This is a genomic window from Psychroflexus planctonicus (assembly GCF_014640195.1).
Taxonomy (GTDB): Bacteria; Bacteroidota; Bacteroidia; order Flavobacteriales; family Flavobacteriaceae; genus Psychroflexus; species Psychroflexus planctonicus.
Genome location: NZ_BMGM01000005.1, coordinates 179573 through 202990, shown reverse-complemented (window position 1 = coordinate 202990; position 23418 = coordinate 179573). Strand labels below are relative to the sequence as shown.

Genomic DNA, 23418 nt, shown 5'->3' with positions numbered 1-23418 from the left:
GATTTCGTGTTTTAGTCTACTAAATAGGTTCCTTTAGAAAGCTTGACTTTGTAAATGGAGCAATCTTTATTAAATGCTTCTTTAAAAGCCTGACTTACTTCTTTTTTGAAGTTTTTAAGTTGCTTTTTATGCACCAAATTAATGGTGCAACCACCAAAACCGCCACCCATCATTCTTGCTCCGATAACTGCAGATGAAGTTTTTGCAAAACCAACCAAAAAGTCCAATTCAGCACAACTCACTTGGTATTGTTCACTTAAACCTTCATGCGATTGATACAACAATTCGCCAATGGTTTTAATGTCGTTATTTTCTACTGCAGCGGTAAATGCTCTCACCCGTTTGTTTTCTTGAATAACGTACAAGGCTTTCTGAAAATCTTCTTCTTTAAGTTGATTTTTGATACGCATCAAACCTTGCTCTGTTGCATCTCTTAAGGCAGGAACTTTCAACATTTCAGACACTTTTTCACACACCAACCTTCGATTGTTGTAAGCACTTTCAGATAGATTGTGTTTTACGTTGGTATTGATAAGCAATAGTTTGTATTCTTTAAAATCAATTTGAAATGCTTCCGAAGAAATGCTTCGGCAATCCATCAATAATGCACTTTTCTTTTCGCCGAACATACTGGCATATTGATCCATAATTCCACAATGTACACCGGCAAAATTATGCTCTGCTTTTTGCGAAATCAATATCATTTCGTTTTTGCTCAAATTCAATTGAAACAATTCGTTTAAGGCAAAAACCACGCTGTTTTCTAAAGCAGCAGAAGAAGACATTCCCGCACCACCTGGAATATTTCCTGAAAAAACAAGATTGAAATTCCCAAGCTCAATTCCTTTTTTTTGAAGCTCACCAACTACCCCTAAAATGTAATTTCGCCAACCACCTTTGTTTAAGGGTTTCACTTCTTTCAAAGAAAAGGAGTAGCTTTCATCTTTGTCTAAAGCAAATGCGGTTGATGTTTCTTTATCTGTTTTTGCTATAGCTAAAGCAATTCCTTTATTGATCGCCGCAGGAAAAGTATAACCATCGTTATAATCTGTATGTTCGCCAATAAGGTTAATTCTTCCAGGTGAAAAAACCATCACTTCCGTTTTATTATACAGTTCTTTAAACTTCTTTTTTACATTACTAATCAGTTTTATCTTCATAACTAATGATTTAGATGCTCTGCTTTTTCAGTTTTCAAAATGATTGCATTATGACCAAAACATGGCATATAGCACAACCAATATAATCATGATAGCAAACGCACCAATATTAAATAGGGGTGATGTTTTAAACAATTCTTTTGTAATCGGAATGCCTTTTTCGTCATCTTTGCCTTTATGCTGAATATAACTATACACTGCAATAATCAACATGGTTAATAGTAAAGTATAGCCCATTTGGTCTAAAAATGGAACATTTACAAAAGCAGGATGCGTTGACCATTCCTTTGCACCAACTTTAAAGTACATGGCTATCGGAATGGAACTCAATACACCCACAATGGCTGCTTTGTTGGTTGTTTTTTTCCAGAACAATCCTAGTAAAAATACGGCTAAAATACCTGGGCTTACTATACCAGTATATTCTTGGATGTATTGAAAAGCTTGATCTATTCCGCCCAAAAGTGGCGCTACAATACAACCGATTACCAAAGCAACTCCAGCTGATAATCGTCCTACATTTACCGTAGTTTTATCATCTGCATTGGTATTGATGTAAGGCTTGTAAATATCCATGGTAAAAATGGTAGAAGTGGAATTCAGCATAGAAGCTAAAGAAGAAACAATTGCAGCAGAAAGTGCAGCAAAAGCTAAGCCTTTTAAACCAACAGGTAAAAGTTGAAGCAACCACGGATAAGCTTTGTCTGCTTCTTGAACGCTAGGTAAATTTTTCTGTCCAATTTCGCCTAAACTTGCTAGTAATTCTGGGTCGTTTACGATTACATAGGCTGCAATTCCGGGGATAACCACAATTACAGGAATAATTAATTTTAGAAAAGCCGCAAACAAAATTCCTTTCTGCGATTCCTTAAGTGATTTAGCCGCCAAAGTACGCTGAATGATGTATTGGTTGAACCCCCAATAATACAAATTAGCAACCCACATTCCACCAACTAGAACGCCTAATCCGGGTAGGTTTTTGTATTCTGGATTAGACTTGTCCAGAATCATTTCAAATCGACCTGGTACTTCTTCGTAAATTACTTTAAACCCAGCGATAACACCATCGCCACCAGAAACGGTATTGAGTGCAAGATAGGTGGTTACTACTCCACCTAAAACCAAAAATACAACTTGAATAACATCGGTCCAAGCCACGGCTGACAATCCACCATACAACGAATAGGCCGCTGAAAATAGTGCTAAACCAATTACGCCGTACAACATAGGAACACCGATGATGGTTTCTAAAGCCAATGCACCTAAATACAATACTGAAGCTAAATTAACAAAAACGTATAATGCAATCCAAAAAACAGCTAATATGGTTTTTAGGTTGGTTGAGTACCTACTTTCTACAAACCCAGGAATGGTGTAAATTCCTTTTTTAATAAAAATAGGCAAGAAATATTTACCCACAATAATCAACGTGATGGCGGCCATCCATTCGTAAGAAGCAATGGCTAAACCCGATGCAAAACCAGAGCCAGACATGCCGATAAATTGTTCTGCTGAAATATTAGCTGCAATTAAAGAAGCACCAATTGCCCACCAAGGAAGCGATTTACTAGCTAAAAAATAATCTTCAGCCGTTTTTTGATGGCCTTTTTTATCTCTCGATACCCACAGTCCAATCCCTAAGATTAGGATGGCGTAACCGATAAATATTACATAATCTAAGAGTTCGAAATTGGTTGACATATGTTAGGTTTTAGGTTAGTTTATAAAATTTATTTTCCACTTTTCTACAAATATTTCGTTTGGATTTAAAACTTTCATCCCTTTTTTATTGTTGAAGCTATCTGAAATTCCAGTCATAGGTTCAATAGCAATTCGTTCTTCATTTGGTGGTGAATACAACTGTAAATATTTAGAATGATTACTGTTGTTAAATTCTATTTGATAATCAGGAGTTTTAAAGCTTACTTTTTTATCGTGAAGTACAAAACAATCGTCTAAATATGGGTTTTTCAAAGGAAATGGTCTTGGAGCAAATCCGTTGGTAATGCCAATGGTAATTTGTTCTTGATTGAATAAAATTCGTTTTAAACTATCAAACTCTAGCATGCAATGGTTTAAGTTGGTTACTACAAAATAAGGATGCCAACCTAAAGTAAACGGAAAATTTTGAAGACTTTTATTTTCAACTTTTATAATCAGTTCAAAATTTTTATCGTTTAGTCTGTACGTTAATTCAATTGCAAAGGCAAAAGGAAAACCCTGTGGTGGGTTTTGTTCTTCGTAAACTAAATGAATGCTAGAATTATCTTGATTTGTATCCTTCTTAGCTAATTGAAATTGCTTGTCGTAAATCAGGCCATGTATTGCATTTGTACTATCCTTTTCGTTGCTATCCAGTTGAAAATCTTTTCCTTCAAAATTATATTTTCCATCTTTAATTCGGTTTGCAAATGGAAACAACACAGAAGAAGCAAAGTGATTGGTATATGGAGAATTTTCTGGGTCAGCAATAACAGCTTTGCCTTTGTAATGAAGCGATTTCAAGCGTCCGCCTTCTTTTAATGAAAATGTTGCTTGCATTTTTCCATTAGGACTTGTAAGGCTTAATTCACCTTCTAAATTGGGCTTGATGTGTTCTTTTGTTTTCACATTAAATTGATTTTCGAAGTCGCAACTGACTTGTATTGGCAATTCGTCTAGGGGTATTGTTTTTTATCATTTCTGCGAGTTGTTTTCCCATCAATTTAAAATCGGTTGAAATGGTGGTAATTCCACCTTCAATCACTTCTTTTAAAAGTGAATCGTTATAGGAAATCATTCCAATATCTTTTACAAACTCAAATTCATTAGCCTTCATTTGTTTGATGATTTGGATCAGCGGCTTGTCCTCCAAAACAAAATACGCTTCGTTTTTTTGAATGCTTTCTGCTTCAAATGTATTTAAAATCTGATAAGGAACTTTAGCGGTAGTACAAAATTTCAAAAACCCGTCAAGAATTCCTTTGGGTTGCTTGTTTTCAGAATAAATTAAATTGAATTTTTTGTAGACTTTAATTTTATTTTTTAGTTGAAAAAGCCCTTCAAAAACATCTTTTTCAAAATTTTGATACACTGCCGGAAAATTAGCATGCTCAGGATGCACTTGGTCCAACATAAAAACTTTATCTTGTTGAAGCTCAGCCAAGGCCACTTCCGTATTTTTAAGGTTAGCAGGCATAATCACATAGTAACTATAATCACCCAGGTTTTCATGAATAATCTGCGAAAAGATTTTTTCATTAAAATGATGAAAGTAGACATCTATTTGAATGTGATCGCCAAAAGATTGAATAATAGAATTGTACAAATCTTCTTTAAAGGCGTTCAACTCATCAAACAATACGAATATTTTTTGTGCAATCGCTACTTCTTCACTACTTACAAAATAGCCTTTTCCAGCTCGGGAAGTAATAATGCCACGATTTTTTAATTCATTAAAAGCTACTAAAACGGTGTCTCTAGAAACTGAATGCCTATTTTTGACGCTATTTAAGGAAGGAAGCTGATCGCCTTTTTTTAAATTTCCCGCCAAAATGGCTTCTTCAATAGAAGAAACAATTTGCCGGTACTTAGGCACGCTCGATTTTGTATTCAGATTGACCAAACTCATAAAGCAAATATAAATTAATATTTCAATAAAACTAACTGGTAGGTACTGGTTGGTTGTTAGTTTGAAAAATCCTACTATTGTGTTTTAAAATTTATTCTTATGAAAGCTAAAGTAATAGTAACTGGTGGTTGTGGATACATTGGTTCACACACTGTAATTGAGTTAATTGAAAACAATTTTGAAGTGGTAATTGTAGATGATTTGTCCAATTCTTCAAAAAAATCCTTAAGTAGAATTGAACAAATAACAAGCGTTTTGCTTCAATTTGAAGAAGTAAATTTAGCTGACGAACAGCAAGCTTATGCAGTCATAAAAAAACATAAAGACGCCAAAGCGGTAATTCATTTTGCGGCGCATAAAGCAGTAGGGGAATCGGTTGAAAAACCTTTGATGTACTACCAAAACAACTTGTTTTCTTTAATAAATTTACTATCAGCTCTACAAGAAAATACCATTTCAAACTTTATTTTTTCATCTTCGGCAACGGTGTAGGGAACTCCAGAAAATTTACCCATCACCGAAAACGAACCTACACAGCGTCCTTTTTCTCCTTATGGAAATACCAAAAAAATAGCCGAAGAAATTTTAGATGATGTGATTAAAGCTCAACCTGATTTTTCAGCCATTTCCCTGCGATATTTTAATCCCATCGGTGCACATGAATCGGGTTTAATTGGCGAATTACCCAACGGCATCCCAAATAATTTGATGCCGTACATTACCCAAACCGCTGTCGGAATCCGAGAAAAATTAATGGTTTTTGGTGACGATTACCCAATTAAAGATGGATTTGATTTTGTGGCCCCAGTAAAATCTTATCCGTCAAATTCACTTGGTATATATGATATGATGGGCAATGTTTGGGAAATAACAAGCGATTACCTAAACGTAAATTACTATGCCAATTTAGATCAAAATACAATTCACCAAAACCCCAAAGGAGCAGAAACATCATACAGTCCTAACAATCCGAATGAAGTAGAACACGTCATCAAAGGCGGTTCATTTTTATGCCACGAGTCTTACTGTGCCAGTTTTCGAATTTCAGCCAGAATGGGCAATGCCGAAAATTCCAGTTCAGACCATGTTGGGTTTAGAACGGTAGCTACAACTGAAATGCTTGAAAAATAGTAGTCTGTTGGTGATTAATCATAATGAAACCTACATTTAGCGATTAGGATTTCATTTTCATTGTATTTATAAATCAATCGGTGCTCACTATCTATTCGTCTTGACCAAAAACCAGTATATTTGTGTTTTAAGGGCTCAGATTTGCCAATTCCTTCAAAAGGATTTCTAGCTATATCTTTTAATAATTGATTAATTTTTTTCAGTTTTCGTTTATCTGTTTTTTGCCAATACAGATAATCTTCCCAAGATTCATCAACAAAAACATATTTCATATTAATCTGAAATTAGTTCTTTTTTAAAAGTTTTATTACTGTTGATTTTTTCTATAGCAGAATCAAGTCGTTTTTCGTTTTTCTTAGACGATAATTCGTGCTGAGTAGCCATCAAGGAATTGTATTCTTCTAAAGAAATAACAACAATTCCCGAGTTTTTTCCCCGATTAATAATTAAAGTTTCAAAGTTGTTAATTACTTTATCGATGTAAGACTTGATGTCTTTTCTGAAATTTGAAACACTTGTGGTTAACATTGAAAACTACATTTAGTACAAATATATGTACAATATTTTGATTTTTGAATTTAAAATAGACTATTCATCAAGCCATTAAAACCAATTCATATTTCTAAGAATTCGTGAATGCTACAAAATGTGAAGCATATTGAATAAGAAAGACCTTATATCTTTACTCTGACTATGCTGCTTTGCAATTTCAAGATTACTAATTTTTATCAGTCAATTTTTGCCGAAAGCCTAAAATTTAAGTATTTTTCACTAAAATTTTGAAAGATGATTAAAAAGGTAGTAGCAAACGCTCAAGAAGCACTCGAAGGGGTTGAAGATGGAATGACCTTTATGTTGGGTGGCTTCGGTTTAAGCGGAATTGCAGAAAATAGCATAGCCGAGTTGGTACGCAGAAATGTAAAAAATGTGACCTGTATTTCAAACAATGCAGGAGTAGACGATTTTGGCTTGGGTCTTTTGCTTCAACAAAAGCAAATCAAAAAAATGATTTCTTCCTACGTGGGCGAAAATGCTGAATTTGAACGTCAAATGCTCAGTGGTGAGTTGGAGGTAGATTTAATTCCGCAAGGAACTTTAGCCGAACGTTGTCGAGCGGCTCAACACGGAATACCCGCATTTTATACTCCAGCAGGTTACGGAACCGAAGTCGCAGAAGGAAAAGAAGTACGTGAATTCGATGGTAAACCGCACATCATGGAACTTGCTTTTAAAGCCGATTTTGCCTTTGTAAAAGCATGGAAAGGAGACGAAGCGGGAAATTTAATTTTTAAAGGAACGGCTAGAAATTTCAATCCCAATATGTGCGGAGCAGCAAAAATTACAGTTGTTGAGGTGGAAGAATTGGTAAAACCAGGCGAGTTGGATCCTAATTTTGTGCACATTCCTGGCATTTTTGTACAACGCATTTACCAAGGAAAAAATTACGAAAAACGAATTGAGCAACGAACGGTGAGGAAATAATATGATTTTTTTGGTTGTAGAGATGCTATATTATAACATCTCTACAATAAATCAATCCCTATGAAAATAATTTCAACAGCAAAAAAAACAAAATTATCAAATTAGATAATTTTCAAATTATAAAACATGTTAGACAAAAACGGAATAGCACAACGCATAGCCAAAGAAGTAAAAGATGGATACTACGTAAATTTAGGAATTGGCATTCCTACCTTGGTAGCCAACTTTGTTAGAGACGATATAGAAGTAGAATTTCAAAGCGAAAATGGAATTTTAGGCATGGGACCATTTCCTTTAGAAGGCGAAGTGGATCCCGATTTAATCAACGCGGGAAAGCAAACCATCACGGCTCGTCCAGGAGCCAGTTTTTTCGATTCGGCTATGAGTTTCGGAATGATTCGTGGTCAGCACGTAGATTTAACCATTTTGGGTGCGATGGAAGTTTCGCAAGAAGGCGATATTGCCAACTGGAAAATTCCAGGTAAAATGGTAAAAGGAATGGGCGGCGCAATGGATTTGGTGGGTTCTGCCGAAAACATTATTGTGGCCATGATGCATACCAATAGAGCGGGCGCTTCAAAGTTACTCAAATCCTGTTCATTACCGCTTACTGGAGTAAAATGCGTAACTAAAATTGTAACCAATTTAGCCGTTTTAGAAGTGGTAGGTGGAAAATTCAAATTACTAGAGCGAGCACCAGGCGTGAGTGTAGAAGAAATAAAAAATGCTACTGAAGGTGAAATGATTGTTCCAAACGAGGTGCCTGAGATGAAGTTGTAAGCTTCAAAAAAATCAAATTTTGTTTCAATTTTATTCAATTCTAAAAACTTTTCAATGAAAAATATACTTTTCGCACTGCTATTTTCAGCTGTTTTTATTCAATATGCTACATCGCAAAAAATTCCTTTACAAGACGATTTTGCCCATACCTATTCCATAGTTGCTTACGATGAAAAAACAGGCGAAATGGCTGTGGGTGTGCAAAGCCATTGGTTTGCGGTTGGCAAAGTGGTACCCTGGGTTAAAGCAGGCGTAGGTGTGGTAGCAACCCAATCTTTTGCAAATGTAGATTATGGTATTAAAGGACTTGAATTTTTAGAAGAAGGTGCGCAGCCTAAAGAAGCTTTTTCAGAAGTGATGAGTAAAGATGAAGGTGCAGCTTTTCGGCAAGTAGCTATCATGAATAGTCGGGGAGAAGTTTTTGCTTACACAGGCGAACAATGCATTGCAGAAGCTTCACATTATGTAGGAACCAATTTTTCGGTTCAAGCCAATATGATGAGTAATAAAAATGTTGTTCCTGCCATGGTTGAAGCCTATCAACGAAATAGAAATTTGCCTTTAGCTGAGCGTGTTTTAGCTACCTTAAAAGAAGCACAAAATGCCGGTGGCGATATTCGTGGAATGCAATCTGCTGCTTTGGTGGTTGTAGATGGAAAATCAGACAAAACAATAAATCCCGCGGTTAAAAAAATTGATTTACGGGTTGATGATGCAGCCTATCCATTAGATGAATTGGAGCGACTTTTAGAAGTTCATCGTGCCTATGAATACATGAATGAAGCCGATGTAGCTTTAGAGAAAAAAGATTTCAGCAAAGCACTTAATTTGTACCTAGAAGCAGAAAAACTTCAGCCCGAAAACATCGAAATTCAATTTTGGAAAGCATTGGCCATGATGCAATCTCCTCAAAAAGAAAAAGGAACTCGAGAAATGAAGAAAATTATTAGTAAACATTCTAATTGGCAACATTTGTTATACCGATTGGTAGAAGTGGAAGTAATTTCTCTTACCAGAGAAGATTTAAAAGTATTAGAAAAATAGGTTTTTTGAAATAGCCACTAATGCACTAATTAACACGAAGTATTTATTGGTGTACATTCGTGAACCTGCTTACTGTAAGTAGGTTTGTGGCAAAAAAGTTGTGGAAATTAAAATGAAAAGTCACTAATGCGCTAATCAACACGAAGCTTTATTGACGAGTATTTGTGACAAAAACAATGGTATTAAATCTCAAAAACTATGAAATATAAATACACTATAATTAGCTTCGTTTTGTTGTTTGCAAACACCGTTTTTTACGCCCAAACTTCAAATTTAAGCGTAGAACACATCATGCAGCATCCGAGTTGGATGGGAGTTTCTCCAGAGAACATTCAATGGGATGAACAAAGTAAAATCATTTATTTTCAGGACCGAAATAGCCGTCCTGAAGACGATTCCATTTATATGCTGAGCGGTAAAAATTTTGAAAAGCTTCAAAAAATTGCAAGACATGAAAAAGAAGAAACCGCTTCCACTTTTGCATCATACAGTAAAGACCAAAAACGTAAATTAAAAACCGAAGGAAACCAACTTATCATTTATAAGCTTTCTAAAAACGAATCCAAGACCATTTTAGAACTGGATGGTCGAATAGGTAATGCTGAATTTATTTCAGATCAACACATCAGCTTTCAACACAATGGGAATCTATTTCTTTTGGATGTAGAACGTATGAAACTAGAAAAGTTAACTAACTTCAAAAAAGGAAATAAGCCTTCCGGTTCCAATTCTTCAAAAAATGAAACCGAAACTTGGTTGGAAGAAGAAAACCGAAACTTGTTAGCAGAAGTTAAAGCTAAAAAGGAAGCTTCCGAAGCTAGAAAAAATCAACGAAAAGAACGTGAAGATAAGTTTGTGTTTTACCAAGAAGACAAGCAACTTCGGCAGATTCAACTTTCGCCAAACTTAGAACACATTTATTTTTCGCTACGCTTACCCAGCAAAAGCAAAGCTACTTTTGTTCCTGATTTTGTTGATGAATCAGGGTATACCGAAGAGCTTTCTACACGTCCAAAAGTAGGACAAAAACCCGCTGCCGAAGAACTATACCTGTATGATATAAAACAAGATACGGTTTTTCAAATTGAAACACCTGACTTGCCTGATTTAACCAAACTCCCAGAATTCACAAAAGATTATCCCGACAAAGATTGGAGCGTTTGGGAAAGAAGCCTTCAATTTTCGGAAGTAAAGTTTTCTGAAAGAGGTGATTTCGCAGTGATAGACATTCGTTCTAACGACAATAAACATCGCTGGATTTGCAGTATTGATGCTGAAAACAAATCCTTAAAAGTGCTCGACCATCAACACAACGAAGCTTGGATTGGTGGACCTGGCATAAACTCCTACGCTAATTATGCAACTTGGGGATTTATACCAAATCACGATGAAATTTATTTTCAATCTGAAGAAACGGGTTATTCACATTTGTACCGCTTCAATTTGAAAACGAATACTAAAAAAGCATTGACTTCTGGTGAATTTGAAATTTTTGATTCTTTTATTTCTAATGATAAAAAACATTGGTATTTCACATCTTCAGAAGTGCATTCCGGCGAACGACATTTTTATAAAATGAAGATGGACGGAAGTAAAAAACAACAGCTCACTTCCATGAAGGGAAGCAATATGGTTAGCCTTTCGCCAGACGAAAAGCACTTGGCTATTTTACATTCTACCGCCAATCAACCTTTGGAATTGTATTTGCAGAAAAATTCGACTAAAGCAAAACCCGTTCAGTTGACCAATGGAGCTTCAAATGAATTTACAGCGTATAATTGGAAAACGCCTGAATTCATCACGTTTACAGCTTCTGATGGAGCTGAAGTACATGCTAGATTATATCAACCCACTTCCGAAGCAAAGAACAATGCGGCAGTAGTTTTTGTGCACGGTGCAGGTTATTTACAAAATGCGCATCGATGGTGGTCGAGTTATTTTCGGGAATACATGTTTCATAATTTGCTAAGCGATTTAGGCTACACCGTAATTGATGTAGATTACCGTGGAAGTGCAGGTTATGGAGCCGATTGGCGAACTGGAATTTATAGACATATGGGCGGAAAAGATTTAAGTGACCAAGTAGATGCAGTTCAGTTTTTAGTAGAAAAGTATGGGATTGATTCAGAAAAAGTAGGAATTTACGGTGGAAGCTATGGCGGATTCATCACCTTAATGGCAATGTTTAATGAAGCAGAAACTTTTGCTGCCGGCGCGGCTTTGCGTTCGGTTACCGATTGGGCACACTACAATCATGCGTATACCAGCAACATTTTAAACGAACCGACTACCGACCCAGATGCTTACCGAAAATCCAGTCCCATTTACTTTGCTGAAGGTTTAGAAGGAAACCTGCTCATTGCGCACGGCATGATTGACACCAATGTGCATTTTCAAGATGTGGTACGCTTATCTCAACGCTTAATTGAGTTGCAAAAGGATAATTGGGAAATGGCAGTTTATCCCATAGAAGGTCACGGATTTACCCAACCCAGTAGTTGGATAGATGAATACAAACGCATTTTAAAGTTGTTTGATGAAACTTTGCTAGAGAAATATTAATTTGTTTATGACAGCTGCACTTGGTTAAAACCAAAATAAATAGTACCCATAATCCATAAAAGCGTGCTAAATTTGAGTTTTTACTGAATATGACCGATAAAAAACAAGATTTACAGGAGTATTTCAACACCTATTTTAAAGATGATTCATGGGAAAATGTAAGCTCTCAACTAGACTTGTTGGTGAAATTGGTAGATTTTTTCAGACCAAAAAAAATAAAGGAAGACCAAGCTGTTTCAATAGTTCCTTTCATCGAAATTTTAGAAAGCAATAACTCCTACAGAGCGAATTTTGCCGCCTACATTAATGCACTATTAAAAGAAAAAGTTTTCCATGCCATTATCAGCGATGCAGGCATACCCGAAGAATCTGATTTTTTGTATGAAATAAAAGAAAAATTATTCGATAGGTTCTTGCCCAAGCAACCTGAAGAAAGCAATTTAGAATACATCTTAAATCAAGTTTTTTATAAGTCGACAGACCCAGAGTGGATAGAAAAAATCGATCCGGGTGAATTTAGAATTTTATTCACCCTTTTAGAATTTAAGCCTTTTCACACATCTAAAGAAGTAGCATCACCACTATCTGAATTGCTGTTTGCTTTTGAAGTCATGACCTTGCGGATTTGTGGCAATGCTTTGGAAGCTAAAGTGATGAAAATGGTTCCCGAATACAACAATTTGGAAAGTCCGTTTGTGGCTTTTCAAAACGATTTGAGCCTTATTGAAAAACGAATTTTAAATGATGATAAACATTGCATCGATCCAGATGATGAAGATTTTAAACATCTTTTTGTATTGCTTCAACAATGTAAAGATTATGTAAATCAAGCCTTTAAAAACAGTAAGAAATTTGGCATTTCACTTCGGGTAAATCAAATTTTAATGCGCATTAAAAGACAACTTATTCGCCTTGAAGTTACTTTGCCTTTTCTTGCTGGGAATGATGAAAATGACTTGAGAGAAAATACCATTAATCTGGGTAAAAGACTCATCAAACACAATTGCTACAAAAACAACATCAGAAAGTTTTTTGATGAAGGCACCCGACTTTTGTCTTACGAAATTACTGAACAAACTGCCAAAACGGGAGAACATTACATTACAGAAAACAAAAAAGGTTACTTTAATATGTTGCGAACATCCATAGGTGGTGGCCTTATTGTTGGTTTGATGTGTGTATCTAAGGTGTTGCTTTCTAAGTTGGAACTTAGCAGTTTTGGCGAAGCTTTTGTGTTTAGTATGAATTATTCTATAGGCTTTGTAATTTTGTATTTGCTCGGCTTTACTTTAGCCACCAAGCAACCTGCCATGACGGCTTCTACTTTGATTTCTGCTTTAGAAAAGGGATTAAAAAAAGAAGGTTCCAAACGCACCAAGCACAAGGTTTTTGCGAAGCTTTTTTCGGAAGTATTTCGTTCTCAAATTGTGGCATTTATCGGAAACGTCATCATGGCTTTTCCCGTAGCCATGTTGGTGGTTTATCTAGTAGATTTGAATATCGATTACAATATTCCAGAAGCCAAATGGGAAAAACTGATTAAAAACCTAAACCCTAGTAAATCGCTTGCCATATTTCATGCAGGTATTGCAGGTATATTTTTATTTTTATCTGGCGTTATTGCTGGTGGAATAGCCAACCGAAATAAATTTAATAACATTTATGCCAGAATAGGTAAACACCCTTTTCTTAAAAAGCGCTTCGGTAAAAAATTTGCTTTAAAACTGGCTCAATTTATTGAAAAAAAATGGGCTGGCATCATGTCTAATTTTTGGTTTGGTGTGTTTATGGGAAGTACAGCTTCTATTGGTGTTTTTCTTGGATTGAATTTAGACATTCGTCACATTGCCTTTTCTAGTGGAAATTTTGCTTTGGGTATGTATGGTTCAGGTTTCACCCTTTCTACAGAGATGATGATTTGGTCTTTCATTGGAATTTTTGGTATTGGTTTTATGAATTTTTGGGTGAGTTTTGGTCTGTCAATGTTATTAGCTTTTAGGTCGAGAAGGATTCCACTTTTTGAGTTTAAAGCGATTATTATTTCTGTAGGCACTTATTTTTTTAACAGTCCAAGTGTATTTTTCTGGCCACCAAGAAAAGAACAATCAGAAGAAGATATTAAAACAGAAAATTGATGTCAATTACCGCCAACCACCGCCTAAAGCGCGGTATAAATCGATGCTGGATTGCAGTAAAGCTTGTTGATTGTTTACCAAATCCAATTCCGTATTGAGCACATTTTCTTGCGCAGTAAGTACTTCTAAATAATTGGCAAGTCCCTTTTTAAGCAACTCTTCTGAATAATCGAAGGCTTTTTCATAAGCTTGGAATTCCTTTTCTTTTATTTCTACTTTTTCAGAAAGCATTTCGTAGCTGTATAAAGCATCTGAAACTTCTCTACCCGCAGTTAATAAGGTTTGTTGAAATTGCAAGGCAGCGATTTCTTGTTGGGCTTCGCTTACTTCCAATTGGGTTTTGATGGCTCTACGATTAAATAAAGGTTGAGTGAAATTGCCTAATACATTCGAAAATACCGAGTTTAAACTGAAAAAATCGCTCCAGCTTAAACTTTGTAAACCTACATTGGAAGTTAAATTGAATGATGGGTAAAAGTTGGTTCGTGCTACGTTGGTCAATTCAAATGCATTTCTAAATGAAGCTTCCGCCTGCAATACATCGGGTCTGTTACTCAGCAAATTTAAAGGCACACCTGTTTTCATTTCCTGATTGATGTCTTGTTGTTGCAAGCTCGAACGCTTTTGAGACTTGGGTTCTTCGCCTTTTAAAATGGACAGGGTATTTTCCGCTATGCGCAATTCATTTTTTAAATCGATTAAAATGGCTTTTGCCGTGTACAATTGTGCTTCGGTTTGTTTTACGGCAACAGCGGTAAGTTGTCCAGCTTCTTTTAAGGCTTCCGTTGTAGCTAGGCTTTTTTCGCGTGTCGCTATGGTTTCTTCTGTAATGGAAATACGCTCGTCCAAGGATAAAAGTTCAAAATAAGTTGAAGCTACATCGGCAACAAGTCTGGTTTTTACGGCTTGATGTCCCGCAATGCTCTGGAAAAATTCTGCTTGTGTAGCTCTGCGATTGCTTCTAATTTTTCCCCACACATCGGCTTCCCATGCTAATGTTACCGAAGATTCATATTGTGTAATGGAGTTAAAGAAATCTCCAAACTGCGAATTGGGAGCTAAATTTTGATAATTCACACCACCACCCAATTCCAAACTTGGGAAATAACCTGCCTTTCCTTCTTTGGAATAGGAATTAGCTATGGCGATTTGTTGCAATGCAATACGAATATCTAAGTTGTTTTCTAAGGCGGTTTCAATGTGATTTTGAAGTATGCTGTCTGTAAATACTTCCTTCCATGAAAAATCGACTATAGAAGTGGAGTCTTGCTGAATTTCATCGGTTCTAAAAAGCTTTTCATCTGGTTTAAAATCTTCTGGAGTTTCATAATCTTTCGCCACAAAACAGGATTGCATCAACAAAATGAAGCTGAAAAAAGTAAATAATAAGCTATAAGATTTCCAATTTTTCATCATTCAGTTGGTTTTGTAATTTCGGGTTTACCTGTAATTTTTTCCTGTAGAAATTGAAAGATACTGAAGAATACAGGAATGATAAATATTCCGAAAATAGTACCAATTAGTAAACCACCGGCAGCTCCCGTTCCGATGGATTGGTTTCCTTTTGCTCCAACACCTGTCGCTAAAACCAGAGGCAACAAACCAAGCACAAATGCCAGTGAAGTCATTAAAATCGGGCGTAATCTAGTATTGGCAGCATCTAAAGAAGAGCGCACAATGCTGTAGCCTTGTCGCCTGCGTTGAATAGCAAATTCTACAATTAAAATAGCATTTTTAGCCAACAAACCGACCAGCATTACCAAAGCGATTTGAAAATAGATATTGTTTTCTAAACCAAAGATAAAGGTAACTAAATAGGCGCCCATTACTCCAGTTGGCAAAGATAAAATGACCACAAATGGAAGCAAATAACTTTCGTACTGTGCAGCTAAGAAGAAATAGGCAAACAACACACTAAGTAAAAATACAATTATAGATTGACCTGCTACGTTTACTTCTTCACGTGTGATTCCAGAAAAATCGATTCCATAATTATTGGGGAGTTGTTCCGCTGCTTCCCGAACGGCTTCAATTGCTTCTCCCGAGCTAAATCCGGGTGCAGATGAACCATTGATGGCAACTGCATTAAACAAATTGAAGCGTTTTACCGTTTGTGGACCGTAAACTTTGTTTAAACTCACAAATTCAGAGATGGGTGCCATTTCTTCGTTTTGCGTTTTCACAAAAATACTGTTCAGATCGTCTATTTTTTGTCGGTCTTCTGGATATGCCTGTACAAAAACCCGAAACTGTTTTCCAAATCGGTTGAAATCGCTTACGTAAAAACCACCGATGTAAGCCTGAAGTGTTCCTACGATATTATTAATTTGTATTCCGCTGGTTTTAGCTTTAGCCACATCAATATCCAATCGCAATTGTGGAAAATTAGTGTTGAAGGAATTGGATGCAAAAGCAACCCGTTGATCTTGATTTAGTAGGCTCACAAATTCTTTTGCTGCTTTGTCTAAATCGTCTAAGCTACCGTATTTTTGATCGACTAATTGCACTTCAAATCCATCGGCGCTTCCATATCCCGGAACACTTGATGGTGTGAAAAAAATGATGTTGGCATCGTAAATATCACTTGTTGCTTCATTCATTTTAGCGATTAAAGCGTCAACACTGGTTTCATCGCTTGTGCGTTCTTCCCAAGCATCTAAAATGATGAAGCCTTGTGCGTAAGAGCTTCCTGAACCGGCGAAGAAATTTCGTCCGCTGGTGATGGAAGCATTCCGAATACCTTTGATTTTTTTTATGCTTTGATAAATGCTGTCGGTCGCTGTAAAAGTTCGATCTAAACTGGCGCCGGGTGGAAGTTCTACGTTCATGAAAATGACGCCACGGTCTTCGGTCGGGACAAAACCTTTGGGTGTGCTATTGTCTATCCAAAAAATAGCACCGATGGCAAGAGCCAATATTCCGAAGCTTATCCATTTGTAGCGAATTAAAAAGCCAAGCGATTTGGAGTATTTTTGTTTTGTGGCGTCAAATCCTGTATTGAATGCAGTATAAAATCGATTTAAAAAAGATTTTTTCTGCTGATTTTTGGGTTTGAAAATCAAAGCACAAAGCGCTGGACTTAGTGTTAGTGCGTTTACAGATGAAATGAAAATGGCGATGATTAAGGTGACGCCAAATTGTTCAAAAAACACACCGGCTGGCCCTTTAATAAAGGTTACCGGAACAAAAACCGCTGCCATCACCAAAGTGGTTGATATAATGGCGCCACTGATTTCTTGCATTGCTGTAATGGAAGCATTTCGGGCGTTGTCGTAACCTTCTTCAATTTTGGTATACACGGCTTCGGCAACTACAATGGCGTCGTCTACAACAATTCCTATCGCTAAGACCAAAGCAAAAAGCGTGAGCAAGTTGATGGAGTAGCCAAACAGATTCATGAAAAAGAAAGTACCAATTAAGGAAACAGGAACGGCAATGGCAGGAATTAAAGTGGTTTTGATGTCTTGCAAAAAGATAAACACCACCACAAAAACCAACAAAAACGCCTGAATTAAAGTGGTTTTTACTTTGTCGATGGAGGCCGTTAGAAACTTATTGGTATCATAATTAATGATGTAATCCATGCCTTCGGGGAAGTCAGCTTTTAAATCTTCCAGTTTTACATAAAGTTCTTCAATGATTTCTTGTGCGTTGGAACCGGGCGTTTGGAACACGCCAAAACTCATTCCGGGATGACCTTTGGAGCGGGTTTTTGATACATACGAAAACGCATCCAATTCTATAGTAGCTACATCTTTTAAACGAAGAATACTGCCATCGTTGAAAGCTTTTATAATAATGTTTTCGTATTCTTCTTTATTTTTGAAACGCCCATCGTATTTAATGGTCAATTCGAAAGCTTCCCCCGCATTTTGACCCAAAGCTCCCGCAGCGGCTTCAATACTCTGTTCGCGAATGGCTGCAATTACTTCGGCTGCATTTAATCCGTAATTTGCCATTTTAGTTGGGTTTAGCCAAACCCGCATGGCATAATCTTTTCCGCCAAAAACATTTACTTCGGCAACCCCATCAACGCGTTCTAATTCTGGTTTTACATTGATGTTTAAGTAGTTTTGTACAAAGGTATCGTCGTAAGTAGGGTTAGATGAATAGGCAGAAATGTAAATTAAGGCTGTATTGGTTTTCTTTTGGGTAATAATTCCCGCTCGAACTACTTCTTCAGGCAATACTGCGTTGGCACGTGCTACTCTATTTTGAACATTTACAGCTGCAATATCGGGGTCGTAACCTTGTTTAAAAAAAATATTGATTTGTGCCGAACCATCGTTACTTGCAGTAGACGTAATGTAGGTCATGCCTTCTACACCGTTGATTTGTTCTTCTAACGGATTGATGACGCTTTCAATAATGGTTTCGGCATTAGCACCCGGATAAGTCGCTGAAACTTGAACGGTAGGTGGTGCAATATCTGGATATTGTGTAACGGGCAAATCGGAAACACCTAAAATACCCAACATCACTAAAATGATGGAAATAACAGTAGAAAGTACAGGTCTGTTGATAAATGTTTTGAGCATACTTTCTTATTTGAATACCGTTTCGTATGAATCGGTAATTTCTTCTAAACTTACTTCTTTCGGTTTTATTTTGTCGCCATCTTTTACTCGATTTACCCCTTTTCCCATGATTTTGGTTCCTGCTTCAAGTCCGTTCTTCAAAACGAAAACGGCTTGGGTTTCATCTTGTACGTCAATTGCTTTTTCGTAGATGGAATCCTTTTCAACTACAAAAACAAAACGCCTGTTTTGGCGCTCGAAAGTAGACACTTTAGGCACTACAATTTTGTTGTGGTATTTGGAAGGAACGGCTATAGTACCACTGGCTCCGTTTCGCAGAATTCCTTCTGGATTTTGAAAGCGGGTTCTAAAACTCAAGCTTCCCGTATTTTGATTTACATCACCCGAAATGGCTTCTATTTTTCCCTTTTGGTTGAAGGTTCTTCCGTTGGATAAAATTAATTCTACTTCTGGGAAAGCTTCAATTTTCTCTTGCATGCTTTTTCCATCGGCTTCATCAATAAAATCTAGAAAATTCTTTTCATTCATCGAAAAATACACAAAAACTTCTTCAATTTGAGATACTTGAGTCAATGGCATTGCATCCTGTGGACTTACCAAAGCTCCGTTTCTGTAGTTTATTCTACTCACAACTCCGTTTACTGGACTATTTATTTTGGCATAGCCAATGTTGGCTTGTATACTTTGTAAATTGCTTTTGGCATCTTGCAAATTGGCTTTAGCACTTTCTAACTGTACAGCGCTTACAATGTCTTTTTCAACTAAGGGAATTAAACGGTTTACTTCTACCTGAGCCAAACTAACTCTTGCTTTTGCGGCTTCGGCATCTTGGCTTAATGATTGGGTTTCCAGTTTAAAAAGCAACTGGTCTTTGCTTACTTTGTCGCCTTGGTCTACATGCACTTCGGTAATGTACCCAGGAACTTTAGCAAAAATCTCACTACTTACTACACCTTCAACAACAGCTGGATATTTTTTTTGGGTAGTTACGTCTTTAGTTTCAATAGTAAGTACAGGGAATTCTTGAACTTGTTTTTTGGTGTTTTGTTGTTCTTTTTCTTCGCAAGAAATGTTTAGAAGCAGAATAAAAACAAGAGCAGAGCTATAGAAAGGCAGTTTTTTAAATAGGTTCATAGAAGTTTTGTAAACTTTCAAAATAAAATTCCTTTTCGAGTAAAGAACTACAAGAGTAAATTAAAAAATTCGATTTTTTTTGTAAAAATACTGAGTTCGAAAACATCAAAACCAAAAGAAGCGTTAATTGTAATTTATTTAGAAGAATAGCTTGACAAGATATTATGGTTACTTTTGTTGAAAACAAACCAACATGAGCAAATCAACCAACCTAAATCTAATCAAGATTGTTTCTCAACCTTTTTACATGCGTGCCACCTTTGTTTTGATAGGTGTGTGCTTGTTTTTTTATGTATTAAATTTATTGAGTGGTGTATTAATTCCCATTAGTTTCGGATTGATGTTTGCCATTCTGCTCAACCCCATAGTGAATAGATTAAGGCGTTGGAAAGTGCCGAAAATAGTAGCTATAATGCTCAGTTTGTTGTTGGCATTAGGCGTTGTTATTGGTCTGCTTTCTTTTATGTATACACAAGTGTCAAGTTTTGCTGAATATGGAGACCAATTTAAAGAGCGAGGCACAGAAATAAAGGACAATTTGCAATTGTGGGTAACCCATTCTTTGGGATTTGACCAACAAGCTCAATCTGATGCATTGAACAATTTAGTTGATAAGTCTAAAGATTACATCGGTACTTTTTTAGATTCTATTTTAACTTTACTGACCAATATATTGTTAGTATTTATTTACATTTTCATGTTTTTGCTTTACAAGCCCTTGTTTGTCAATTTCTTTTATGAAGTTTTTGATGATAAGGAGCAAGAAAAAGTACATTCTATTTTAGAAAGCTCGAAGTCTGCCATACAAGGTTATGTGGTCGGTTTAATGCTAGAAATGGTGATTATTGGTATTTTAAACTCCATTGCTTATTTAATTATTGGTTTAGAATATGCCATTTTACTAGGAATAATTTGTGCTATTTTGAACTTAATTCCCTACATCGGAGGAATAATTGGAGTTGCTCTACCCATTGTCATGTACATGCTTACGGGTGGTGACGACTTAACCACACCGGTAATTATTGCTGCTGCATACACAGGCATTCAATTGTTCGATAATTACTTTGTTGTACCAAAAGTGGTCTCATCTCAAGTTTCGATCAATGCGTTTGTAGCGATTGTAATTGTATTTTTTGGTGGTGCGTTGTGGGGAATTTCTGGAATGTTTTTATCGATTCTGTTTGTAGCCATTTTGAAAATTATTTTTGAAAATGTAGAACACTTAAGACCTTGGTCTAAAATTTTGGGAGATGATTTAAAAGCGGCTGAAAAGCGGAATTTAGATGAAGCTAGTCAAACCAATTTAGCAGTAGAAACTACAGACTCAGAAATAGAGAAGACTGAAGATTAAATTCTGGTTAAGCGCAGTTGTCTTTTCTAAATGAAAGGTGATTTTACAATGACAATTTTTAAGATACCGTATAGTTGAATTTTTTACTAATTACACATTTTCTATTGCTGGTCTTGTTTTTGCTTGAGTTACGGTTCTTGAAATTCAAAAGAAAACACAATCTGTTTTTATGGTTCTTTATTGTTTTGATTTTTGGTTATTTAGGTTACTTTTTCTTTTTCACATTTAAAAGAAAATTACTTGTTAAGCGCTGGTTTAGTTTAAAAAAAGCAAGAAATTTGTAATGCTAAGTATGCTTTTAAACCTAAATAGAAATTTTATTTAACTATATACTCAAATTAGCTTAGCACTTAAGTTGTTTGTGTTATAAAACAAAAAACCCCCGCAATTTGCAGGGGTTTTTAAAATCTAAAGTACTTTAGATTTATTTAAAATCTTCGTCAGAAACTTCTTTGTTCAATAAGATTTCATCAAAATTAATGATGATTTCTTGTCCAATATCTTGGATGTACTTGAAAGGGAACTTTAATTCATCTACTTCTGTATAATCTTCGTACTTTATAGTAGTTGTAAAAGATTGTTCTCCTTGTTTCATGGTTGTTGCTGTCATTAACTTTAAGCCACTAGCAACAGAATAGTATTCTTTTACAGTTTCAGAAAGTTGAACAACAAAAGCATCTTCACCGTCTAGGTCTTGAATATTTAAAAGCTCAGCTTCTTCATTTACCTTTAGTTCAGGAAAAATACTTGCTGTTTTCTTTTGAGCTTTAATTTGCTCTTCTTCAAATTCCATTTTTTGTCCTTGAGCTTCAGTGTAGCCTTTTTCTCCATCAAAAACAGTTTTATTAATAGCCATTGCACCCATGGTAATGCTTTGTAACATTTTACCATCTGCGGTATTTTTCATCAATACATTTAGGCTTGTTCCTTGAAAGTTTGCATTTCCTTTCATAACCACACTTTCTAAGGCTTCAGCTTTTTCTCTTCCGCCGATAGCTTCAATATAATCTGCATAGACCGTTTCTAAGGTAACTCCATCAGGAATAGGTTTAGAGAACTCAGGTTTTTCAACTTGGTTTGCTTTTTTATCGAAATACATCACAGGAATTGTTTTTCCATTGTATTCAATATTTTCTAAGCCAGAAGCAATATCTGAACCTTTTCCACCGATTACAAAACGCAAGTGTTCTGGTTTGATGTATTTATTTGCTACGCGTTTTACATCTTCAATTGTTACTGCATTTATTTTTTTCAAATAATCTTCGTAAAAATCTTCTTGTAAATTGTTTAACTCAATATTTAATGCATAATTAGCTACTGTACCAGGATTTTCTAATCGCAATACAAAAGTTCCAGCAAAACTCTTTTTAACGTCTTCTAGTTTTTGAGCATCTACGTCTTCAGTTCTAATCTTATCAATTTCTCTTAGCATTTCTACCACTGTACTGTCGGTAACAGCATTTCTAACTTGACTTGATGCACTAAAACGCGATGACATTGGGTAGCGACTTGTACCAACGCTTGATCTTGCGCCATACGTCCACCCTTTATCTTCTCTTAAGTTCATGTTTAAGTAGCTCCCAAAGCTTCCACCTAAAATATCGTTCATGATTAATACAGCAAAGTAATCTTCGTCACCTAATTTTAAATCTACTAAGTTTTGAACGGTAACTTGGCTTTGTACCGCGTTGGGCATATCAACCAAGTTAATTTGTGTAAATTCTGCATCTTCAGGAACAACTAAGTTGTTTTCAGGAATTTCAACTTTATCCCATTCTTTGAAATGCTTTTTAACTAACCTTTTTACTTTTCGCTTCGAAATATCTCCAACAACTACCATATAAGCTTTTTCTGGCGTAAGGTTTTCGTTGTATAATTTTTGGATATCATCTAAGGAAATGCTTTCTACACTTTCTATGGTTTCCACTTGTCCGTAAGGATGGTCTTGACCATAAGTAAGCGCAGATGAAACTAAGCTAGTTATGGCAGGTGTATTTTTCTCATTCGATTTTATACCTTCAATCATTTTAGCTCTTTCAGACTCTAATTCTTCTTCTGTAAAAACAGGATTCATTAAACCGTCTGCCATCAATTCTACCACTCTAGGGAAGAATTTAGAAAGCGAGCTAGCATACACACTGGAAGAACCATAGCTAATGCTGGCACCAAGAAAATCTACTTCTTCGTTAAACTCATCCTTGCTGATGTTTTCGGTACCTGTTCCCATTAAAGCAGATAGTAAATCTGATGTACCTGGTTTTTCTTCTAAATTCGGTGGTAAATCGGTTAGAATTCTTGCAGTAACCCTAGGTAATTTATTGTTTTCTACCACTAAAACCTTAAGTCCATTTCTTAACGTGAAGGTTTCAGGTTCCCCCAAATTAATACTAGGTGCAGGTCCTGGTTTAGGCATTTGCGAGCGGTCAATTTGTGCAAAAATTGAAGCACTTACAAAAAGACAAAATAGGCTTATTATTATTTTATTTTTCAT

Annotated in this window: 16 protein-coding genes and 1 pseudogene; 7 read left to right on the top strand and 10 right to left on the bottom strand. The window is 35.9% G+C overall.

The genetic code is table 11. From position 1 onward, the window contains the following. Positions 1-11 precede the first annotated feature (11 nt). From galK to IEV72_RS06975, 4 genes are read right to left on the bottom strand one after another with little or no spacing between them, the layout of a single operon-like run. Positions 12-1160 (bottom strand): galactokinase, encoded by a 1149-nt coding sequence (gene galK, locus IEV72_RS06990; RefSeq protein WP_188458385.1) that lies wholly within the window; start codon positions 1158-1160, stop codon positions 12-14. A gap of 48 nt (positions 1161-1208) precedes the next feature. Next, entirely contained in the window at positions 1209-2861 is a 1653-nt protein-coding gene (locus IEV72_RS06985; protein ID WP_188458384.1) for a sodium/sugar symporter, read from the bottom strand. Positions 2862-2876: 15 nt separating this feature from the next. Beyond that, entirely contained in the window at positions 2877-3770 is an 894-nt protein-coding gene (locus tag IEV72_RS06980; RefSeq protein ID WP_188458383.1) for an aldose 1-epimerase, read from the bottom strand. 1 nt (position 3771) lies between these two features. Then, positions 3772-4737 carry a GntR family transcriptional regulator gene (locus IEV72_RS06975; RefSeq protein ID WP_229731826.1) on the bottom strand — a complete coding sequence of 322 codons (966 nt, stop codon included), beginning with the start codon at positions 4735-4737 and terminating at the stop codon, positions 3772-3774. A gap of 132 nt (positions 4738-4869) precedes the next feature. Between IEV72_RS06975 and galE the strand changes: the two are divergent. After that, positions 4870-5901 (top strand): annotated as a pseudogene (gene galE, locus IEV72_RS13700) (UDP-glucose 4-epimerase GalE). A 14-nt stretch (positions 5902-5915) separates the two neighbouring features. Here galE and IEV72_RS06965 read toward each other — a convergent pair. Beyond that, complete coding sequence (locus IEV72_RS06965) at positions 5916-6173, bottom strand: Txe/YoeB family addiction module toxin (RefSeq protein ID WP_188458381.1); 258 nt, start codon at positions 6171-6173, stop codon at positions 5916-5918. 1 nt (position 6174) lies between these two features. Next, entirely contained in the window at positions 6175-6429 is a 255-nt protein-coding gene (locus IEV72_RS06960) for a type II toxin-antitoxin system Phd/YefM family antitoxin (RefSeq protein ID WP_188458380.1), read from the bottom strand. A 258-nt stretch (positions 6430-6687) separates the two neighbouring features. Here IEV72_RS06960 and IEV72_RS06955 point away from each other — a divergent pair, with 258 nt between their 5' ends. From IEV72_RS06955 to IEV72_RS06935, 5 genes are all read left to right on the top strand, one after another. Continuing rightward, positions 6688-7383 (top strand): CoA transferase subunit A, encoded by a 696-nt coding sequence (locus tag IEV72_RS06955; protein WP_188458379.1) that lies wholly within the window; start codon positions 6688-6690, stop codon positions 7381-7383. 126 nt (positions 7384-7509) lie between these two features. Further along, a complete protein-coding gene (locus IEV72_RS06950) occupies positions 7510-8163 on the top strand; it encodes a CoA transferase subunit B (protein WP_188458378.1) in 654 nt (217 codons plus the stop codon). 54 nt (positions 8164-8217) lie between these two features. Further along, positions 8218-9207 carry a DUF1028 domain-containing protein gene (locus IEV72_RS06945; RefSeq protein ID WP_188458377.1) on the top strand — a complete coding sequence of 330 codons (990 nt, stop codon included), beginning with the start codon at positions 8218-8220 and terminating at the stop codon, positions 9205-9207. Between the two features lie 198 nt (positions 9208-9405). Next, positions 9406-11769, top strand: a complete 2364-nt coding sequence (locus tag IEV72_RS06940) for a S9 family peptidase (protein WP_188458376.1) — start codon at positions 9406-9408, stop codon at positions 11767-11769. Between the two features lie 89 nt (positions 11770-11858). Then, positions 11859-13904 (top strand): transporter-like protein, encoded by a 2046-nt coding sequence (locus IEV72_RS06935; protein WP_188458375.1) that lies wholly within the window; start codon positions 11859-11861, stop codon positions 13902-13904. A 6-nt stretch (positions 13905-13910) separates the two neighbouring features. Here the strand turns inward: IEV72_RS06935 and IEV72_RS06930 are convergent, their stop codons facing one another. Genes IEV72_RS06930 through IEV72_RS06920 form a run of 3 tightly spaced genes read right to left on the bottom strand, consistent with a single transcriptional unit; the run spans position 13911 to position 19576 of the window. Beyond that, a complete protein-coding gene (locus IEV72_RS06930; protein WP_308420163.1) occupies positions 13911-15320 on the bottom strand; it encodes a TolC family protein in 1410 nt (469 codons plus the stop codon). Then, a complete protein-coding gene (locus tag IEV72_RS06925) occupies positions 15317-18442 on the bottom strand; it encodes an efflux RND transporter permease subunit (protein WP_188458374.1) in 3126 nt (1041 codons plus the stop codon). Before IEV72_RS06925 ends, IEV72_RS06930 begins: the two co-directional genes overlap by 4 nt. 6 nt (positions 18443-18448) lie before the next feature. Beyond that, positions 18449-19576 (bottom strand): efflux RND transporter periplasmic adaptor subunit, encoded by a 1128-nt coding sequence (locus IEV72_RS06920; protein WP_188458373.1) that lies wholly within the window; start codon positions 19574-19576, stop codon positions 18449-18451. Positions 19577-19769: 193 nt separating this feature from the next. Between IEV72_RS06920 and IEV72_RS06915 the strand changes: the two genes are divergently transcribed. Next, complete coding sequence (locus tag IEV72_RS06915) at positions 19770-20927, top strand: AI-2E family transporter (protein WP_188458372.1); 1158 nt, start codon at positions 19770-19772, stop codon at positions 20925-20927. A 424-nt stretch (positions 20928-21351) separates the two neighbouring features. Here IEV72_RS06915 and IEV72_RS06910 read toward each other — a convergent pair whose 3' ends face one another. Continuing rightward, positions 21352-23418 carry a M16 family metallopeptidase gene (locus tag IEV72_RS06910; RefSeq protein WP_188458371.1) on the bottom strand — a complete coding sequence of 689 codons (2067 nt, stop codon included), beginning with the start codon at positions 23416-23418 and terminating at the stop codon, positions 21352-21354.